This is a genomic window from Streptosporangium sp. NPDC050284 (genome assembly GCF_044459525.1).
GTDB lineage: Bacteria > Actinomycetota > Actinomycetes > Streptosporangiales > Streptosporangiaceae > Streptosporangium.
This window is the reverse complement of record NZ_JBITIZ010000002.1, coordinates 348,513-367,280: the sequence shown is the minus strand read 5'-3', so window position 1 is coordinate 367,280 and position 18,768 is coordinate 348,513. Positions and strand designations below refer to the sequence as shown.

17 protein-coding genes are annotated in these 18,768 nt (G+C 72.0%); 16 read left to right on the top strand and 1 reads right to left on the bottom strand.

All coding sequences use genetic code 11. The features are described 5' to 3' along the window. The first annotated feature begins 4 nt into the window (after positions 1-4). The 16 genes from ACIBH4_RS05985 (at position 5) to ACIBH4_RS05910 (ending at position 18,280) form a co-directional block, all read left to right on the top strand. On the top strand, positions 5-799 hold the full coding sequence (locus ACIBH4_RS05985) for an ABC transporter ATP-binding protein (protein ID WP_362516663.1): 795 nt from the start codon (positions 5-7) through the stop codon (positions 797-799). Further along, positions 799-2,181, top strand: a complete 1,383-nt coding sequence (locus ACIBH4_RS05980) for an MmgE/PrpD family protein (protein ID WP_362516661.1) — start codon at positions 799-801, stop codon at positions 2,179-2,181. The genes ACIBH4_RS05985 and ACIBH4_RS05980 overlap by 1 nt, the downstream gene beginning before the upstream one ends. After that, on the top strand, positions 2,175-2,750 hold the full coding sequence (locus tag ACIBH4_RS05975) for an ureidoglycolate lyase (RefSeq protein ID WP_362516659.1): 576 nt from the start codon (positions 2,175-2,177) through the stop codon (positions 2,748-2,750). Before ACIBH4_RS05980 ends, ACIBH4_RS05975 begins: the two co-directional genes overlap by 7 nt. Further along, positions 2,747-5,110 carry a xanthine dehydrogenase family protein molybdopterin-binding subunit gene (locus ACIBH4_RS05970; protein WP_362516657.1) on the top strand — a complete coding sequence of 788 codons (2,364 nt, stop codon included), beginning with the start codon at positions 2,747-2,749 and terminating at the stop codon, positions 5,108-5,110. The genes ACIBH4_RS05975 and ACIBH4_RS05970 overlap by 4 nt, the downstream gene beginning before the upstream one ends. After that, positions 5,107-5,943 carry an FAD binding domain-containing protein gene (locus ACIBH4_RS05965; RefSeq protein ID WP_362769464.1) on the top strand — a complete coding sequence of 279 codons (837 nt, stop codon included), beginning with the start codon at positions 5,107-5,109 and terminating at the stop codon, positions 5,941-5,943. Before ACIBH4_RS05970 ends, ACIBH4_RS05965 begins: the two co-directional genes overlap by 4 nt. After that, positions 5,940-6,413, top strand: coding sequence for a (2Fe-2S)-binding protein (locus ACIBH4_RS05960; protein ID WP_362516652.1), 474 nt, complete (start codon positions 5,940-5,942; stop codon positions 6,411-6,413). The genes ACIBH4_RS05965 and ACIBH4_RS05960 overlap by 4 nt, the downstream gene beginning before the upstream one ends. Beyond that, entirely contained in the window at positions 6,410-7,318 is a 909-nt protein-coding gene (locus ACIBH4_RS05955) for an OsmC family peroxiredoxin (protein ID WP_362516650.1), read from the top strand. The genes ACIBH4_RS05960 and ACIBH4_RS05955 overlap by 4 nt, the downstream gene beginning before the upstream one ends. Then, positions 7,311-9,224: an FAD-dependent oxidoreductase gene (locus ACIBH4_RS05950; RefSeq protein ID WP_362769461.1), complete on the top strand. Its 1,914-nt coding sequence runs from the start codon at positions 7,311-7,313 to the stop codon at positions 9,222-9,224. The genes ACIBH4_RS05955 and ACIBH4_RS05950 overlap by 8 nt, the downstream gene beginning before the upstream one ends. Before the next feature lie 100 nt (positions 9,225-9,324). Then, positions 9,325-9,672, top strand: coding sequence for a hypothetical protein (locus ACIBH4_RS05945; protein ID WP_362516645.1), 348 nt, complete (start codon positions 9,325-9,327; stop codon positions 9,670-9,672). A gap of 2 nt (positions 9,673-9,674) precedes the next feature. Next, positions 9,675-10,814 carry an MFS transporter gene (locus ACIBH4_RS05940; RefSeq protein WP_362516643.1) on the top strand — a complete coding sequence of 380 codons (1,140 nt, stop codon included), beginning with the start codon at positions 9,675-9,677 and terminating at the stop codon, positions 10,812-10,814. Further along, positions 10,814-12,367 carry an FAD-dependent oxidoreductase gene (locus tag ACIBH4_RS05935; RefSeq protein WP_362769458.1) on the top strand — a complete coding sequence of 518 codons (1,554 nt, stop codon included), beginning with the start codon at positions 10,814-10,816 and terminating at the stop codon, positions 12,365-12,367. Before ACIBH4_RS05940 ends, ACIBH4_RS05935 begins: the two co-directional genes overlap by 1 nt. Positions 12,368-12,435: 68 nt before the next feature. Beyond that, positions 12,436-13,629, top strand: a complete 1,194-nt coding sequence (locus ACIBH4_RS05930) for a CoA transferase (RefSeq protein WP_362516640.1) — start codon at positions 12,436-12,438, stop codon at positions 13,627-13,629. A gap of 92 nt (positions 13,630-13,721) precedes the next feature. Continuing rightward, positions 13,722-14,561 (top strand): cyclase family protein, encoded by an 840-nt coding sequence (locus ACIBH4_RS05925; RefSeq protein WP_362516637.1) that lies wholly within the window; start codon positions 13,722-13,724, stop codon positions 14,559-14,561. Then, complete coding sequence (locus ACIBH4_RS05920) at positions 14,554-15,981, top strand: MmgE/PrpD family protein (RefSeq protein WP_362516635.1); 1,428 nt, start codon at positions 14,554-14,556, stop codon at positions 15,979-15,981. The genes ACIBH4_RS05925 and ACIBH4_RS05920 overlap by 8 nt, the downstream gene beginning before the upstream one ends. Then, the gene (locus ACIBH4_RS05915; protein WP_362516633.1) at positions 15,978-17,444 is read left to right on the top strand and encodes a dihydroorotase family protein; all 1,467 of its coding nucleotides are present in this window, start codon (positions 15,978-15,980) and stop codon (positions 17,442-17,444) included. The genes ACIBH4_RS05920 and ACIBH4_RS05915 overlap by 4 nt, the downstream gene beginning before the upstream one ends. Next, positions 17,441-18,280, top strand: coding sequence for an aldolase/citrate lyase family protein (locus ACIBH4_RS05910; protein ID WP_362516630.1), 840 nt, complete (start codon positions 17,441-17,443; stop codon positions 18,278-18,280). The genes ACIBH4_RS05915 and ACIBH4_RS05910 overlap by 4 nt, the downstream gene beginning before the upstream one ends. A gap of 124 nt (positions 18,281-18,404) precedes the next feature. On the opposite strand, the gene ACIBH4_RS05905 is transcribed toward ACIBH4_RS05910, so the two are convergent. Beyond that, the gene (locus ACIBH4_RS05905; protein WP_362516628.1) at positions 18,405-18,749 is read right to left on the bottom strand and encodes a MerR family transcriptional regulator; all 345 of its coding nucleotides are present in this window, start codon (positions 18,747-18,749) and stop codon (positions 18,405-18,407) included. Positions 18,750-18,768 lie beyond the last annotated feature (19 nt).

Sequence of the window (18,768 nt, the reverse complement as noted above, 5' to 3'; positions counted from 1 at the left end):
CCGGATGCTTGACGGAGGCGCGGCGATCTCGATCAAGGGCGTCGGTAAGCAGTACACCACCGACGCCGGGCCGGTCCGGGCCCTCATCCCGACCGACCTGGAGATCAAGCCGCGCGAGTTCGTCGTGCTGCTCGGCCCCTCGGGGTGCGGCAAGACGACGCTCCTGCGGATGCTCGGCGGGCTCATCCCGCCGACCGAGGGCACCATCGTCATCGGCGACAAGCTCCTGTACTCGGAGGGTGACGACCGTCCTTCGCGGGAGGCGCTCGGCTCGCTCGGCTTCGTCTTCCAGCAGGCGACGCTGATGCCGTGGCGGAAGATCTGGAAGAACATCGCCCTGCCGCTGGAGGGCAAGGGCGTCAACCGCAAGGAGCGCCGCCGCAGGGCCGAGGAACTCGCCGGGATGATGGGCCTGGAGGACTTCCTCGAACACTTCCCGCGCGCTCTGTCGGGCGGTATGCAGCAGCGGGTCGCCATCGCGCGGGCGTTGATCCACCGGCCGTCGATCCTGCTCATGGACGAACCCTTCGGCGCCCTCGACGCGATGACGCGTGACCGGATGAACTCCATGCTCCAGCAACTGTGGATGGACACGGGGAAGACGACCGTGCTGGTCACCCACTCGATCTCCGAGGCGGTCTTCCTGGCCGACCGGGTGGTGCTGCTCTCGCAGCGCCCCGGACGCATCCAGGACATCGTCGAGATCGACTTCCCCCGGCCGAGGTCGCTCGACATCGTCAAGTCGCCCAAGTTCGGGGAGATCGTCCAGCGTCTCCGCTCCCAGCTCGGCGAGGTCTGATGGGCAGGCCGATCGACGGGACGACGCGTGGGGCGACCCGCGCGCTGGCCCGCTTCGCCGCGGAGCTGACCTTCGACGACCTGCCGGAACCGGTGGTCGCCAAGGCACGCCACCTGCTGCTCGACTTCTTCGGGGCGGCACTGGCGGGCGGCCGGGTCCCTGAGGCGGCCACCATCACCGAGCTGATCCGGGCCAGGGGTGGGAACCCCCAGGCGACCGTGCTCGGAGCCGGCTTCTCCACCACCCTGGCGGACGCCGCCTACGCGAACGGATGCGCGGCCGACGTACTGGAACACCAGGACGGGTACCGGTTCGGTGGATTCCACCCCTCCCACGCCCTTCCCGCGCTGCTCGCCGTGGCCGAGTCCCGCGACGCCGACCTGCGCGCACTGCTGACGGCGGTGGTGGCGGCGTACGAGGTGGCGAACAGGATCGGCCGGGTCATGCATCCCGGCGCGACCGTCGCCGGGTGGTTCCCGGTGGCCGCCGGATACGGTGCCGCCGCCGGGTGCGCGAAGCTGCTCGGCCTCGACGAGGACGGGATCGTGTCGGCCGTCGGCGCCGCCGGATTCTTCGTGCCCGCCGTCATGATCGAGGAGATCTTCGCCGGATTCACCGTGAAGCCCGCGTTCGCCGGGCAGATCGCCCGCGCGGGGGTGGAGGGCGCCCTGCACGCCCAGGCCGGTCTCACCGGCTGGGACGAGGTCGTCGAGCACCCGAGAGGGCTGGTCTCCCTGTTCCGCGGTGACCCCGGAGATTCCCGCCTCACCGACGGTCTGGGCGAGGAGTGGACGATCCTGGAGGTCCACCAGAAGCGTTTCGCCGGGTGCCGCCACACTCACGGCGCCGCCCAGGCGTGTGCCGAGCTCGCGGCCGAACACGACCTCGACGTGGCCGAGGTGACCGCCGTCGACGTCGAGACCTACGACGTCGCCAAGGTCCTGGTCGACCGTCCCGCGGGTGGCTCGGTGGTGCCGTGCACGTTGAGCCTGCCGTACGTGGCGGCCGTCGCCCTCGCCGACCGCGACGTCACCGCCGCCCAGTACGCCCCTGAGCGCACCTCGGATCCGCTCGTCCACCGGGTGGCCGCCTCGGTCCGTATCCGGGTCGCCCCCGACCTCGACGCGCGCTACCCGGAGTACACCGCGACCCGCGTCACCGTCACGACAGGAAAGGGCGTGCACACGCGCCAGGTCGACCTGCCCGTGGGCGACAGCCGCAACCCGCTGACCAGCGAGGAGCTGGTCGGCAAGTATCGAGGCTCCGCTGTCCCCGTCGCCGGGGAGAAGGCCGCCGACCGCGCCGCCGAGCTGCTCCTGACAGCGAAGGACACGCCCGTACGCACCCTGCTCACGATCACGACAGGAGGACAGTCATGCTGAGCCCGGACAGTCCGCAGCACGTCATCACCCCGCAGCCGCTCACGGCCGAGGACTTCGCCCCCTACGGCGAGGTGATGTCGCTGGAGGCCACCCCCCGGTTGCCGATCGACTTCTACTCCGGCAAGAACGCCGTGCACGGGCCGGTCCGGCTCGACTCAGACACCCCGCCGGAGTTCCTGGTGTTCCGTGTCGGCATGCGGGGCGACAACCTGCGCTTCCTGGAGCGTCACGTCGAGATGACCCAGACGATGATCCCGCTCGGCGGCAAGCCCTACGTCGCCGTCGTCGCGCCGCCGGACGTGCCGATGGAGAACGGTTTCCCCCCGCTCGACCAGGTCAAGGCGTTCGTGATCCCCGGTGACGTGTCGATCAACCTCTACCGGGGCACCTGGCACGAGCCGCCGTTCCCCTCGGTCGACGGTCAGCTCTTCCTGATCACCAGCCACGAACGGCTGACTCGGGGGCTGCAGAGCCGCCTCGACGAGAACGGTGAGCTCGACGAGTTCGACGTCGAGAAGCGCAGTCCCTTCTACCGCACCGGCCAGCGGGTCAGGGTCCGGCTGCCGTGACGGCGATCGGCACCTCGGTCCGTAAGGCGGACGGCGAGGTCCTGCTGACCGGGCGGGGCCGGTTCGTGGACGACTACGTCCTGCCCGGCATGCTGCACGCCGCGATCGTCCGCAGCGACGTCGCGCACGCGCGCATCACCGGGATCGACACCTCGGAAGCCGAGCGTGCCCCGGGTGTCGAGCTGGTGCTGACCGGGGAGGGGGCGGCTCGGCACAGCGGGCCGATCCCGCACTTCATCGACCCGGCCGCCCGGGGCGGACGCCGCGCCGAGGTGCGCTGCCTGGCCGTGGACAAGGTGGTCCACGCCGGTCAGGCCGTCGTCGCCGTGGTCGCCCGCACCCGCCGCGAGGCCGAGGCGGCGGCCGGGCTGGTCAGGGTAGGCTACGACCGCCTGCCCCACGTGCTCGACGCCGACGCCGCGCTGCGGCCCGACGCGCCCCGGTTGTACGACGACTGGCCCGACAACGTCATCCTGCACAACCACTACGGCACCGGTGACGTCGACGCCGCCCTCGAAGCGGCCGACCTCGTCGTCACCGAGACGATCCGCATCGGCCGTACCACCACCGCGCCCATCGAGCCGCGCGGCTACCTGGCCTCCTGGGACCGCTTCGACGAGTCGCTGACCGTACACGGTTCCGTCCAGAACCCCCACCAGCTTCGCTGGATGCTGGCCCGCAGCCTCGGCCTCGACGAGACCAGGATCAGGGTCGTCACCGCGAGGGTCGGCGGCAGTTTCGGGCTGAAGATGCAGGGCCACCCGGAGGAGACCCTGATCTGCCTGCTCAGCAGGCTCACCGGCGCGCCGGTGAAGTGGATCGAGGACCGCCGCGAGTGTTTCCTGTCGGGGGCCCGCGAACAGGTGCACCGTGTCACCGTCGGCGCGATGCGCGACGGGCGCATCGTCGCGGTGAGGGACCGGATCGTCGCCAACGCGGGCGCGGTGACGGCCCAGCCGGGCTGGGCGATGCCCAACATGTCGGCGACCACGCTCGCCTCCGGCTACCTCGTACCGAACGTCGAGGCCGAACTGCACGTGGTGGCGACCAACAAGCCGCCGCTGAACGCCGCGAGGGGTTTCGGCAAGGACGGCGCCCACTTCGTGATGGAACGGGTCGTCGACCTGGTGGCCCGCGGGCTCGGAGCCGATCCGGCGCGGGTGCGGCGGGTCAACTTCGTGCCGCCTGACCAGTTCCCCTTCCGTACCGCGACCGGTCTGAACATCGACAGCGGTGACTTCCCCGGCCTGCTCGACAAGGCGCTCAAAGCGCTGGACTACGACGCCCTGCGCGACCGCCAGCGTGAGCTGCGTTCCCGGGGGCGGCACCTCGGGATCGGGCTCGCCTTCGAGCTCACGCCGGAGTCGGCCGACGGTCCCGGCACCTTCGTCTCCGGGTTCGACGTGACGACGGTCCGGATGAACATGAGCGGCGGCGTCACCGTGCTGACCGGGGTGACCAGCCCCGGCGGCGGCAACGACACCGCGATCGCGCAGATCGTCTGCGACGAGCTCGGGGTGCCGCTGAGCTGGATCCAGGTCGTCCAGGGTGACACCGACCGGTGCCCGAGCGGGTTCGGCAACTTCAGCGGGCGCGGCATGGTCGTCGGCGGCGGGTCCGCCGCGCTGGCCGCCCGCGACGTACGGGCCAAGATCGCCACGGTCGGTGCCCGCATGCTGGGCGTCTCCCACGACGAGGTCGAGGTGACCGGCGGCGTGGTGCGGGTCTCCGGCGACCCTGACCGGTCGGTGCCGGTGCCCGACGTCGCCGCGGCCGTGCTCACCCGCGCGTTCGCCGTGGCCTCCGAGGTCGAGCCGGTCCTGGAGGCCACCCGCGCCTTCAAGCCGGGCAACATCAACCACGTCCCGGACGAACGCGGACGTATCCAGCCCTACCCCACCTACTCCAACTGCCTGCACGCCGCCGTCGTCGAGGTCGACGCCGACACCGGCCTCACCGAACTGGTCGACTTCGTGATGGCCCACGACTGCGGGGTCGTCATCAACCCCGCCCTCGTCGAGGGCCAGGCCCACGGCGCGATCGTGATGGGCCTCGGCGCGGCGCTCACCGAGGAACTCGTCTACGACGACGAGGGCCGCCTGCTCAGCGACCGCTTCAAGTCCTATCTGCTGCCTCGCGCCGGTGACCTGCCGAAGGTCCGCCTCGAACACCAGGTCACCCCGAGCCCTTTCACCATGTACGGCAACAAGGGCGCGGGCGAGGCCGGGGTCGGCGGCGCGCAGGCGGCGGTGGCCAACGCGATCGAGGACGCCCTCGCGCCCTTCGGCGTCACCGTGACACAGGTGCCGCTGCCGGCGCCGGTCGTGCTCGACCTCATCGAACGGGCCCGCTCGAAATGATCACCCAGAACTTCGCCTACCACGCGCCCACCGACCTCGAAGGGGTGGTGGCCGCGCTCGCCGGACACGACGCCGTGATCGTGGGCGGCGGCACGATGGTCGTCCCCGACCTCACCCACGGCCGGACCTCGGCGGACGTCGTCGTCGACCTGTCACGGGCCGGACTGTCCGGGATCACCCGGGCCGGCGACGCCGTGGTCGTGGGCGCGACGACCACGTACACCCATCTTCTGCGCGACGGCGGCGAGCAGGTGCCACCGCTGCGGCGGATCGCGGGCGGAATCACCGGCGGCCCGCAGATCCGCAACCGGGGCACCGTCGGCGGGTCGGCCTGCTACGCCAACCCGTCCTCCGAGGTCCCGGCCGTGCTGGTCGCCCTTGGGGCGGAGCTGCGGCTGGTCTCGGCCGCCGGGGTCCGCGAGGTCGCGGCGGCCGACTTCTTCACCGGCGCCTTCACCACCGCGCGGCGGCCCGACGAGGTGCTGGCGGCGCTCGTGCTGCCCGGCCCGGCCGGGCCCTTCGGCTACCACAAGCTCAAGCTCGCCGAGAGCAGCTGGCCCATCGCGACGGCGGCCTGCGTGCGTCTGCCCGGAGGAGGGCTGCGGCTCGCCCTCGGCGGGGTCGCGGCCACGCCGCTGCCGGTGCACCTCGAATCAGACGATCCCGGGCACGTGCGCGCGGAGGTCGGGCGGGTGCTCACCGAACCGTGGAGCGACGTGCTCGCGGACGGCGACTACCGCCGCCGGGTCGCGCCGGTGGCCGCACTGCGCGCCATCGGGGAACTACGGGCCATCGAGGAACCGCACTCCGTCCAGGAAGGAGAACCGCGATGACCAAGGTCAACCTGACCGTGAACGGCCGGGCGCGGGAGATCGACGTCGAGACGTCGAAGCTGCTCGTCCACGCCATCCGCGAGGACCTCGGACTGACCGGCACCCACGTCGGCTGCCTCACCGGGGACTGCGGCGCCTGCACCGTGCGCATCGACGGCGCCACCGTCAAGTCGTGCTCGGTGCTCGCGGTCGGCGCGGAGGGCGCCGACCTCACCACGATCGAGGGCCTCGCGGGCGACGACGGGTTGCACCCGGTGCAGCGGGCGTTCTGGGACGAGTTCGGCTTCCAGTGCGGCTACTGCCTGCCCGGCATGCTGCTCACCGCCTGTGAGCTGCTCGAAGACGACCCCGACCCCGACGACGACGCGATCGTCGAGGCCATCAACGGCAACCTGTGCCGCTGCACCGGCTACGCCGCCATCACGCGCTCGATCCGCTGCGCCGCCGACCGGATGAAGGACACCCCATGAGCACCACCGACGCGGCCATCGCGATCGTCGAGGATTTCCTGGCCGCGGTCGGCCGGGGAGATCTGGAGTCGGCAGGGACCCACCTCGCCCCCGACGCCGTGATGATCTTCCCGGGCGACCGCCTTTACACCACCCTGCGCGACCTGGCCGACGCCTCCGCCACCCGCTACCGGCACGTCGACAAGCACCGCACCGAGTACGAGGCGTTCACCGAATCCTCGGGGGACGTCGTCGTCTGGTCGATGGGCACCCTGTACGGCGAGAACAACCAGGGCGTCAAATACGACGGCGTGCGCTACGTGGACCGGTTCCGGTTGAGCGCGGGCCGGATCGTCGAACAGCGGGTCTGGAACGACCTGGAGATCAGCGGTGTGCTCCGGGCGCGTACCGCGGAGGAGCTCGACCCGCGCTGGCGCACGGCCGCGGCGACGGCGACGGCGACCGCGCCGACGACGACCGCGACGGTACGCCGCGTCGCCACCGCCGCCTGGGACGGCGCGCTGCGCGGGGGAGCGGGTCGCCTCGCCCTCGCCTCCGGCGCCACCGATCCGCTGCCGATCTCCCTGGAGAGCAGGAAGAACAGCGCCGCGCCCGCGACCTCGCCCGAGGAACTGCTCGCCGCCGCGCACGCCGCCTGCTTCGCGATGGCCCTGCGAGGCGTCCTCGACACCGTCGCCCCCGGCACCCCCGAGCAGGCCGTCGAGGTCACCGGCACGTGCGTGCTGCGCATCGACGCGGCGGGTTGGACCATCGACGCCATCCGTCTCGACGTGACCACCCGGGGCGTGCCGCGAGACGCGCTGGAGACCGCGATCCCCGTCGCCGAACGCCGTTGCGCGATCTCCAACGTCGTGAAGGGCAACGCCGCCGTCACGGTCACCGTGCAGGAGCAGCGGGATGACTGAGCGTTACCCGCACGTCTTCTCACCCCTGCGCCTGGGCGGCCTGACCCTGCGCAACCGGGTCTTCGTGTCGGCCCACACCACCAACTTCGGCGTGGACTTCCTGCCGACCGCCCGCCACGTCGCCTACCACAGGGAACGGGCGAGAGGCGGGGCCGGGCTGATCATCACCGAGCCGCTGCGCGTGCACGACACGAGCCTGGGCCGCGTGGGCGGGCTGAGCGCCTCCCGGGCCTCCCTCCCGGGCCTGGCCGACATCGTCACCGCCGTACGCGACGAGGGCGCCGCGGTCTTCACCCAGATCACCCACACCGGGCGCCACAGCGACAACGTGTTCCGGCGGACCGCGTCGTGGGGGCCGAGCGCCGTGCCCTGGCACACCACCGGCCAGGTCCCGCACGTGATGACCGCCGCCGACATGAAAGAGGTGCGGCGGGCCTACGTCGAGGCGGCGCTGCTCGCGGTGGAGGCGGGATTCCAGGGGGTCGAGGTGCACTTCGGGCACGGGCACCTGTTGCACCAGTTCATCTCACCGGCCGTGAACGTGCGGACCGACGCCTACGGCGGCACCGAGGAGAACCGGCTGCGGTTCCCGCTGGAGGTGCTCGACGACGTGCTGGACGCGGTCGGGTCGTCGGCGCTGGTGGGGGTGCGGATGAGCGCCGACGAGCTGCTGCCCGGCGGGCAGGACCTCGCCGCGGGGCGGCGCATCGCGGAACTCCTGGCCCGGACCCGGCCGATCGCTTTCCTCAACGTGTCGGTCGCCTCCTACACGGTGCCGTCCATCGGCCACCACGTCGCCGACATGAGCGAGGGCCGGGCGCCCTACCTGCCGGAGGCGCTCGCGATCGCCGAGGTCGCGGGTGACGTGCCGGTCTTCGCGGCCTGCCGGTTCGTCAGCGTCGACGACGCCGAACGGGCCCTCGCAGGAGGCGAGATCGCGGCCGTCGCGATGACCCGCGCTCACATCGCCGACCCCCATCTGCTCGCCAAGACGGCCGAGGGCCGCGAGGGCGAGGTACGGCCCTGCGTGTCGTGCAACTTCTGCATCGGCGAGATCGCCGGGCACCGCGCCATCACCTGCATGATGAACCCCGCCGTGGGACGCGAGGCCGAGTGGCCGGTTCTCCCCGCACCCGCGACCCCGGCCAGGACGGTGCTCGTCATCGGCGGCGGCCCGGCGGGAATGGAGACCGCGAGGGTCGCCGCCGAACGCGGCCACCGGGTGCGTCTGTGGGAGCAGGGCGACGAGCTCGGCGGCCAGGTGCGGGTCGGACGGCGGGGGATCGGGCGGCACGAACTCGACCTGCTGCGGACCTACGAGGAACACGAACTGGAAAGGCTCGGGGTGACCGTCAGGACCGGGGCGGGGGTGGTGACCGCCGAGGAGGTGGTCGCGGCGGCTCCCGACGTCGTGGTGATCGCCACCGGATCGGCCCGCCGCCGCCCCCTCGCCGCCTTCGAACGTCGTTCCTGGGAAGGGCGGACCGTTGTCGTGGTCGACCGGGAGGGCGCCTGGACCTGCGCGTCCGTCGCGGAGACCATCGCCGGGGCCGGCGGGACGGTGCACGTGGTCACCCCGGCGACGTCCCCGCTGTGGGGGGTGACCGAGTACAGCCGGATGACCGCGCTCGAACGGCTCAGAAACCGCGGCGTCGACATCTGGACCGGCGCCGTCGCCGAGTTCGGTGAGGGACGGGCCGTGGTGCGTTCCTCCCTCGTCTCGGCCGAGACCGTGATCGACGGGGTCACCGACGTGATCGAACTCGACTCTCCCGACGCCCTCGACGCCCTTGCCACCGACCTCGCGGGAAGCGGGCTGACCGTGCACGTCATCGGCGACGCGGTGGCGCCCCGATCCCTGCTCGAAGCCATGTACGAGGGCCACGCCCTCGCCCGTGCCCTGTGAACCCGTGAACCCGCGCCCCTGTGGGAACGACGCCTCGCGGCTCGGTGCACCCGACAACCCATACCTCGTAAAACCGACAAAGAACAAAGGAGACGCCGCCATGGCGCGCAAACTGGTACTGCTCACCTACGACATCCGGCCCGGATCGGACCTGAACGAGTACATCGAGTTCACCCGCTCGGTGGACTACCCCGCATTCCGCCAGAACCCCCGCATCCAGGACTACGCGAACTACGTGGTGAAGAGGAACGTCCGGGGCGAGGAGAGCTTCCGGCACTTCGACCTCATGTTCGTCGACGACCTCGACGCCTTCCACGCCGACGGGAAGCTGCACTTCGGCGACCCGGTCATCCTCGACCACGCCGCTCGCTGGCGAGCCAAGTGGGGGCAGGACGAGGCCACCGGCTGGCGTGCGAACGTGAACATCAGCTACGCGGACGAAATCTAGGGGTGAGCGACTCCCCGACGTCGCGTCGGGCGGTCGTCCTGGCCGTGCTGCTCGGCATGACCTATATGTATCCCGCCTACCTGGTGGGCACCCTGGGCGTGGCGATCCGGCACGACATCGGCCTCGACAGTGCGGGCCTCGGCCTCACCGTCAGCGTCTTCTACGTGGTCGGTGCGGTCGCCATGTCCCCGGGCGGCCGGATCGCCGACCGCGTGGGCCCGCGCAGGGCCCTGCGGTTGTCGGCGATCATGACCGGCCTCTGCCTCGTCGGGGTGGCCGTGTTCGGCGGGTCATGGGCCGGTCTGCTCGCCGCACTCGCCGTGGGCGGGATCGGCTCGGCGGTCGGCGCCTCGATCGGCACCGTGCTGATCGTCGAAAACGTGCGGGCGTCGCGGCGGCCGATGGCGTTCGGCCTCGAACGTTCGTCGATCCCGGCCTCGACGCTGGTCGCCGGGCTGTCGCTGCCGCTGCTCGCCACCGTGATGCACTGGCGGCTGGTCTTCCTCGTGGGTGGTGTCGCGGTCGCCGCGCTGCTGCTGATGCGGGTGCCCGGCACGGTGGCTCCGGCCTCGGCGGGACGCCCCGCGCGGGTGAAGCTGAAGCCGCTGATGCCCCTGCTGCTGGTCACCGGCGCGTTCCTGCTGGGTTCGGCCGCCGCGACCGCGCTGAGCAGTTTCTTCGTGGACTACAGCGTCACGCTCGGCCTGTCCCCGTCCTTCGCGGGCATCGCGCTCGCCGTGAGCAGCGCGGTCATCATCGCCGTGCGGCTGACCCTGGGCCGTACCAGGTACGGCCGTCTCACGGTCGCCGCGATGATGGCGCTCGGCGGGGTCGGGTTCCTGCTGTTCATTCCCGGCGAACGGGGGCTGTTCCTGGTCGGCACGCTGGTGGCCTGCGGCGCCGGCTGGGGCTGGACCGGCCTGGTCGCCCTTACCGTCGCAGAGACCTACGCCACCATGCCGGGCGCCGCGTCCGGCGTCGTGCAGTCGGGCGGCGCGGCCGGGGGCATTCTCGGGCCGCTGCTCGTGGGAGCAGTGGCGCAATATCACTCGTACGCCGCCGGCTGGTTGCTGGCGGCGGCGTTCTGCGGGCTGGCCGCACTCCTCGTGCTGGTCAACCGGGCCGCATGGGAGGCGACCTGATGAACTTCACCACCCTCGATCATCCGCCGGCGTCGTGTGACGTGCTGGTCGTCGGCAGCGGCGCGGCCGGGCTGACCGCCGCCTGCAGGGCCGCCGACGCCGGACACCACGTCGTCGTCGTCGAACGGGCCTCCGTGCTCGGTGGCACCACCGCCGTGTCGGGCGGTGTGATCTGGGCGCCGGGCAACCACCTCGCCGACGCCGACGGTGTCGACGGCGCCCTGCGCCACCTCGTCGCGGTCACCCGGGATACCGTGCCGCGCGCCCGCCTTGAGTGGTTCCTGCGCCAGATCGGGGAGGCCGTACGCTATCTGTGCGACGAGACCCACGTGGACCTGTTCGCGCTGGAACGCCCTGACTACCGGGCCGACCTGCCCGGTGCCAGGCTCGGGGGCCGGGCCCTCGACAACCGGCCGTTCGACGTCACCGCGTACCCGGGACTGGAGAGTCTGCTCCGGCCACCCACCTATCTGCCCTGGCTCACCATGGCGGAACGGGAGCAGGACACCGGCGCCGACCTCGCCGCGCTCGACCGCGAGCGCCGTGAACGGGGGGTGCGCACGGTGGGCGGGGCGCTCGCCGGTTCGCTCGCCGTCTCGGCCCGCGCTCGTGGCGTGGAGTTCCTGCTCGGCGCCCGTGCCGTCGGCCTGGAGCGGTCGGGCCGGTCGTGGGACCTCACCTTCGAAGACTCCGGTCACATCACCGCACGCCGGGCGGTCGTGCTGGCCGGTGGCGGCTTCGAATGGGATCCGGCGCTCCAGCAGGCGTTCCTGCCCGCCCGGCTCACCCCGATCGGGGCGCCGGGCAACGAGGGGGACGGCCTGCTCATGGCGCTGCGCGCCGGGGCGGCGGTCGCCGACATGACCGCCTCGTGGGGGGTGCCCATATTCCGTGACCCCGAGGTCAGCTACGACGGGCTGCCCACCGGACGGCTCGCCACCGCGGAACTGACCCGGCCTGGCTCGATCATGGTCAATGGCTCGGGGCGACGGTTCGCCGACGAGACGGGGAGCTACTACGACCTGACGAAGGTGTTCCGCGAGACCGATCCCGTCACCGGCGCGCCCCGGCATCTTCCCGCCTGGTTCGTGTACGACGCCGCCCACCGCGCCCGGTACCCGGTCGCGGGCATGCCTGCGGGAGAGACGCCCTCCTGGGCGGTCACCGGTTCGACGCCGCACGAACTCGCCCATGCCTGCGGGATCGACGCGTCGGTACTGGCCGAGACGATCGCGGAGTTCAACGCCGACGCCCTCGCGGGCGCCGACCGGCGGTTCGGACGTGATTCGGCGTCCCTCGCGCCGCTGGCCGAAGGACCGTTCACCGCGGTGCCGGTCATTCCCGGCACCTTCGGCACCTGCGGCGGCGTGGTCACCGACGACCACGGACAGGTCATCACCCCCGGTGGCACCCCCGTGGACGGCCTGTTCGCCGCGGGGAACGTCTCCGCGAGCGTTTTCGGTGACCACTACCCGGGCGGCGGCACCTCGCTGGCCGCGGGGGTGGCCCGTGCGTACGCCATCGGGACGGCGCTCGGAGGGGGAGGACGTTGACCGCACCAACCGGCCTGACATACTCTCTGAGCGGACCGGCGTTCGCTATAGCGGAACAAGGAGTGATGGTGGAAGACGGACCTCTGACAGGTCTGCGGGTGATCGACGCGTCGACCATCCTCGCCGGACCACTGTGCTGCCAGATCCTCGGAGACCAAGGTGCCGAGGTCGTGAAGGTCGAGCACCCGGTCGCCGGGGACGGTATGCGCGGCCACGGTCCTTCCAAGGACGGCGTCCCGCTCTGGTGGAAAGAGATCTCGCGCAACAAGCGCACGATCGGACTGAGCCTTTCCGTTCCGGAAGGCGCACAGCTGTTCCTGGAATTGGCGAAGACGGCCGACGTCGTCGTGGAGAACTTCCGGCCGGGCACCCTCGAACGCTGGGGCGTCGGGCCCGAGACGCTCCACGAGATCAACCCCCGCCTGGTGATCGTCCGGATCACCGGCTTCGGGCAGGAGGGCCCCTACGCGGCCCGCCCCGGGTTCGGTACCCTCGCCGAGGCGATGAGCGGCTTCGCCCACCTCACGGGCGAGGCCGACGGCCCCCCGACCCTCCCGGCGTTCGGGCTCGCCGACAGCATCTGCGGCATCGCGGCCAGCTCGGCGACGATGATGGCGCTCTGGGCCCGGGAGCGGACCGGCCGGGGCGAGGTCGTCGACATCAACCTCCTCGAACCGATCATGACCGCGGTCGGTCCCCACGCCACCGTCTACGACCAGCTCGGCGTGATCGGCCGCCGCCAGGGCAACCGGTCGGGCAACAACTCCCCGCGCAACACCTACCGCTGCAAGGACGGCAGCTGGGTCGCCATCTCCACCAGCGCCCAGAGCATCGCCGAACGGGTGATGACGCTGGTCGGCCACCCCGAGGTGATCGCCGAACCGTGGTTCGCCTCCGGGCGGCAGCGGGCGGCCCACGCCGACCTGCTCGACGCCCACGTCGGAGGCTGGATCGCCGAACGCACCCGCGAGGAGGTCATGGCCGAGTTCGAACGGGTCGGCGCCGCCGCCGCACCCGTGTACGACGCCCGCGACCTCGCCGAGGACCCCCACGTGACCGGCACAGGCATGCTCACCCGCGTTCCCGACGAGGACCTGGGCTCGGTGCTGATGCACAACGTGATGTGGCGGATGCCCGGCGCCCCCGGGCGGGTCCGCTTCACCGGCCGGCCTCTGGGCGCCGACACCGACGAGATCCTGCGGGAGCTCGGGGTCGACGCCGCCACGACCGCCGACCTGCGCGTACGCAAGGTGATCGCATGACAGGCGCCGGAACCACCGGCGTGAGGACCGGAAACCACACGACAGACGCCGGAACCACCGGCGCGAGCACCGGAAACGGAAGGCCAGGCGACGTGAGCGGCACCGCTACCACCGACCCGCTGCTACAGGCGGTCCGCGACGGGGTCGGCATCTACGACCTGGGCCGTCCGCTGACCATCGGAATGCCGCAGTCACCGAACCACCCCCCCTTCTGGCACACGCTGCCCCGCCGCCACGGCGACATGGTCCGTGCCGACGGCGGCTCCGCCGCCAACGACATGATCAGCATGGGTACCCACGTCGGCACCCACATCGACGCCTTCGCCCACGTCTCCCATGACGGCCGCCTCATCGACGGCTCCGACGCCCTCGAGGCGAGCCGCGGCGGCCGGTTCGCCGAGCTCGGGGCGCACACGATCGCCCCGATGGTGCGGCGCGGCGTGCTGCTCGACGTGCCCGCCGCCCTCGGTATCCCGGAGGGCTGCGAGGCCGGTTACGAGATCACCCCCGACGACCTGGAGAGGACGGTCGCGAGACAGGGCACCCCCCTGGCCTCCGGAGACGTGGTGCTGGTGCGCAGCGGCTGGGGCCGCCTCTTCGGCGACCCCGACCGGAACGTCTACATCGGCCGCGACTCGGGCGTGCCGGGTGTCGGCGAGGCGGGCGCGACCTGGCTCGCCGACCAGGGCGCCCACGCGGCGGGCGCCGACACGATCGCCTTCGAATGCCTCAAACCCGGCAGCGGCCACAGCGTGCTCCCCGCCCACCGGGTGCTCCTGGTCGAACGCGGCGTCTACATCATCGAGACCCTCGACCTGGAGGAACTCGCCGCCGCGGGGGTGCACGAGTTCACGTTCGTGCTCGCCCCGCTGCCCATCTTCGGCGCCACCGGCTCGCCGGTCCGCCCGCTGGCGGTGGTGAGCCGTGGGTGAGCCGATCCTCGCGGCCGAACTCGCCAGGTTCGCCGCCGCCACCCTGAGCGGCCAACCGCCCGCCGACGTGATCGCCAGCGTACGGCAGCGGGTGCTCGACGTGCTCGGGCTGTGCGTGGCCGCCTACCGGCTGCCGACCAGCGTGGCCGCCTCCGGCTACGTCGCGGACCAGGGCGGGCGGCCCGAGGCGTACGCCGTCGGGGTCACCCAGGCGCTGCCCGCCGCGCAGGCCGCGTTCGCGAACGGCGTGCTGGCGCACTCGCTCGACTACGACGACACCCACCTGCCCTCGGTGCTGCACCCGAGCGCCGGGGTGATCCCGGCCGCGCTCGCCGCCGCGCAGGCCTCGGGGGCCTCGGGCGCCGACACGGTCGCGGCGATCGCGGCCGGACTGGAGATCACGGTCCGGCTCGGCATGGCCGGCTACGACACCACGCTCGGCAACTCGGTCTTCTTCGAACACGGCCAGCACGCCACCTCCATCTGCGGCACGATGGGCGGCGCCGCCGCGGCGGCCCTGCTCATGGGCCTGGGCGAGGACGGCGTACGCGACGCGCTGGGCGTCGCCGCCTCGTTCGCCTCGGGCATCATCGAGGCCAACCGCACCGGCGGCACCGTGAAGCGGCTGCACTGCGGGTGGGCCGCCCACTCGGCCGTCACCGCCGCGTCGCTGGTCGGGCGGGGTTTCACCGGTCCGCCGACCGTGCTGGAGGGCCGGTTCGGCTTCTTCGAGGCGTTCATCCGCGACGACAAGACCGACCTGTCGCAGGTGCTCGACGGACTCGGCGACCGCTGGGCGGTGCCGGGCGTCTTCTTCAAGCCCTATCCGGCCAACCACTTCACCCACACCGCCATCGACGCCGGGCTCGCACTGCGCGCGCGGGGCCTGCCGCTCGACCGGATCGAGCACATCGAACTCCGGGTGCCCTACGCGGTGATCCGCACGATCGGCCAGCCGATCAGCGGCAAGCGCGCCCCCGAGACCGGCTACCAGGCCCAGTTCAGCGGCCCCTACGCGGTGGTCGCCGGGCTCGTCGGAGGCTCCGGCCTCGGTGTGGGACTGGACGACTTCACCGACGACCTCGCCAGGGACCCGTGGAGACGGGCACTGATGGCGAAGGTCGACGTCGTCGCCGACGAGCGGTGCGACGAGATCTACCCCCACCAGTTCCCGGCCGTGGTCCGGGTGCGCACCGACGACGGTCGCGAGTGGACCGAGGAGGTGCTCGCCAACCGGGGCGGTCCGGCCAGGCCGCTCTCGGACGCCGAGCTGTCACGCAAGTTCCGTGAGAACGTCTCGGGCCGCCTGCCGGACGAGGCCGCGGAGACCGTCCGCGACCAGGTGCTCGCACTCGACCGGCTGCCCGGCGTCGCCGACGTGCTGCGCCCGCTCACCCACCTTGAAGGAGTCTCCCTGTGACCTCGTTTGACCTGATCATCAAGAACGTCCGGGTCGTCCACCACGACCACGCCGAGCCGACGGACGCCGACATCGCGGTGCTCGACGGGCGCATCGCCCGCGTCGCGCCCGGCATCGACCCTGCCGAGGGTCGCTCGGTGATCGACGGCGGCGGAAGGCTCGCCTTCCCCGGCGTCGTGGACGCCCACCAGCACTGGGGCATCTACAACCCGCTCTCCGTGGACACCGAGACCGAGAGCCGCGCCTGCGCGCAGGGCGGCGTTACCTCCGCCCTGACGTACATGCGCACCGGGCAGTACTACCTCAACAAGGGCGGCGAGTACGCCGAGGTCTTCCCCGAGGTGCTCGCCGCCTCCGACGGCAGGGCCTTCGTCGACTACGCCTTCCACCTGGCCCCGATGATGCGCCGCCACATCGAGGAGATCCCGTCGCTGGTCCGCGACCACGGCGTCACCTCGTTCAAGGTGTTCATGTTCTACGGCAGCCACGGCCTGCACGGCCGCTCGGCCGACCAGAACTCCTTCCTGATGATCCCGAAGGACGAGCGGTACGACGTCGCCCACTTCGAGTTCGTCATGCGCGGCATCCAGGCCGCCCGGCAGCAGTTCCCCGACCTCGCCGACGAGATCTCACTCTCGCTGCACTGCGAGACGGCCGAGATCATGACGGCGTACACGAAGATGGTCGAGGAGGAGGGCACCCTCACCGGTCTCGCCGCCTACAGTGCCTCCCGCCCGCCCCACTCCGAGGGCCTCGCCGTCAGCATCGCCTCCTACCTCGCGCACGAGACCGGCCTGCCGACGATCAACCTGCTGCACCTGTCGTCGGCGAAGGCGATGGACGCCGCCCTGCGCATGGCCGAGGCGTTCCCGCACATCGACTTCCGCCGCGAGGTCACCATCGGCCACCTGCTGGCCGACATCACCACCGCGAGCGGCATCGGCGGCAAGGTCAACCCGCCGCTGCGCCCCCGCGAGGACGTCGAGGCCCTGTGGGGCCACGTGCTCGACGGCAAGGTCGACTGGGTCGTGAGCGACCACGCCTGCTGCCGCGACGAGCAGAAGTTCGGCGACCCCCGCGAGGACGTCTTCGTCGCCAAGTCGGGCTTCGGCGGCGCCGAGTACCTGCTGCCCGGCCTGGTCACCGAGGGCTCCAGGCGCGGTCTCGGCTACGGCGAGATCGCCCGCCTGCTGTCCTGGAACCCCGCCAGGCGGTTCGGCCTGCGCACCAAGGGTGCCGTCGCCGAGGGCCTGGACGCCGACTTCTGCCTGGTCGACCCCGACTCCACCTGGACGGTGCGCGCGGCCGACTCCGAGTCGACGCAGGAGTACACCCCGTTCGAGGGCTTCGAGCTCAACGCCCGGGTCACCGACACGTTCCTGCGCGGCCACCGGGTGCTCGCCGACGGCAAGGTCACCGGCAGCCCGCAGGGCCGCTACCTGGCCAGGCCGACCGGCGCATGACCCCGCGCAGCTACCTCTACGTCCCCGCGGACCAGGAGGACAGGCTCGCCAAGGCCGCGGGTCGCGGGGCCGACGCGCTCATCCTCGACCTGGAGGACGCGGTCGCGCCCGGAGCGAAGGCCGCCGCCAGGAAGAACGCCGCCGCCGCGATCCCGGAACTGCCCGGCGAGGTCTGGGTACGCGTCAACGCCGACACCCCGGAGGCGGACATCGCGGCGGTGGCCGTACCGGGGCTGAAGGGGATCGTGGTCCCGAAGGCCGAACCCGCGCTGCTGGAACTCGCCGACGCCCTGCTCACCGAGGCCGAGACGGTCCGCGACCTCGCGCCGGGCACGTTCGCCCTGCTCGCGCTGATCGAGTCGGCCTCCGGGGTCGTGCAGGCCGAACGTGTCGCGGCGTCGCCCCGGGTGGTACGGCTCGGCGTGGGAGAGGCCGACCTCGCCGGTGAGCTGGGGTTGCGCCCGGGTCCCGAGCGTGAGGAACTCTGGCCGATCCGGTCACGGATCGTCGTCGCGTCGGCGGCGGCCGGGATCCTGCCGCCGGTCGGCCCGGTCGAGACCGCCGTCCGTGACACGGAGGCGCTGCTGGCGGGCACCCGCACCCTGCTGCGGCAGGGGTTCCGTGCCCGCACCGCGCTGTCGCCCCGCCAGCTCCCGCTGATCAACGAGGTCTTCACCCCGTCGCCCGAGGAACTGGAGGAGGCCCGCGACCTGGTCCGCCGCCTGGCCGAGACGGGCGGCGTCGCACTCGACGCCAGGGGCCGGTTCATCGACGCGGCGGTCGCCAGGAGCGCCCACGAGGTGATCGGACGCGCGGAAGGGGCCGCTCCCCCCTGAACGACCGGTGCGGTCACACGGCGGTGGGGGGCCTGAGTCTCAAACCATTCGAGAACCCCGCCGACGACGGAGCGGGCGCACGGGCCTCCGCGCGGCGGCCGGGCTTCCCCCCCCGTGTGGGGGCTCAGGGCTTCGTCAGGTAGTCGGCGAGGGCGCCACGGCTACGCTGAAGGTCGTCGATACGCTCGTCCATCGCCGCCAGTTCCCCGTTCAGGATGTCCCACAGGTCCGCGCACCAGTCGAACTCCGGGCGCTCGCCCCGCGCGCACGGCAGCACGGAACGGATCACCTCGGTGGACAGGCCCGCCTTCAGCAGAGCGCGCACCTGCCGCACGACGACCACGGAGTCCTCGCCGTAGTGGCGATAGCCGTTCGGACCACGGTTGACGTCGAGCAACCCCTGCGCCTCGTAGTAGCGCAGCAACCTCGGGGTCACCCCGGTACGTCGGGACAGCTCTCCGATCAGCATGTGACCTCCCCGGCCGGGG

What these genes read in the sequence shown, in the direction of transcription:
- ACIBH4_RS05985 (WP_362516663.1), top strand. Translation starts at nt 5, where the DNA reads ATGCTTGACGGAGGCGCGGCGATCTCGATCAAGGGCGTCGGTAAGCAG.
- ACIBH4_RS05980 (WP_362516661.1), top strand. Translation starts at nt 799, where the DNA reads ATGGGCAGGCCGATCGACGGGACGACGCGTGGGGCGACCCGCGCGCTG.
- ACIBH4_RS05975 (WP_362516659.1), top strand. Translation starts at nt 2,175, where the DNA reads ATGCTGAGCCCGGACAGTCCGCAGCACGTCATCACCCCGCAGCCGCTC.
- ACIBH4_RS05965 (WP_362769464.1), top strand. Translation starts at nt 5,107, where the DNA reads ATGATCACCCAGAACTTCGCCTACCACGCGCCCACCGACCTCGAAGGG.
- ACIBH4_RS05960 (WP_362516652.1), top strand. Translation starts at nt 5,940, where the DNA reads ATGACCAAGGTCAACCTGACCGTGAACGGCCGGGCGCGGGAGATCGAC.
- ACIBH4_RS05955 (WP_362516650.1), top strand. Translation starts at nt 6,410, where the DNA reads ATGAGCACCACCGACGCGGCCATCGCGATCGTCGAGGATTTCCTGGCC.
- ACIBH4_RS05950 (WP_362769461.1), top strand. Translation starts at nt 7,311, where the DNA reads ATGACTGAGCGTTACCCGCACGTCTTCTCACCCCTGCGCCTGGGCGGC.
- ACIBH4_RS05945 (WP_362516645.1), top strand. Translation starts at nt 9,325, where the DNA reads ATGGCGCGCAAACTGGTACTGCTCACCTACGACATCCGGCCCGGATCG.
- ACIBH4_RS05935 (WP_362769458.1), top strand. Translation starts at nt 10,814, where the DNA reads ATGAACTTCACCACCCTCGATCATCCGCCGGCGTCGTGTGACGTGCTG.
- ACIBH4_RS05910 (WP_362516630.1), top strand. Translation starts at nt 17,441, where the DNA reads ATGACCCCGCGCAGCTACCTCTACGTCCCCGCGGACCAGGAGGACAGG.
- ACIBH4_RS05905 (WP_362516628.1), bottom strand. Translation starts at nt 18,749, where the DNA reads ATGCTGATCGGAGAGCTGTCCCGACGTACCGGGGTGACCCCGAGGTTG.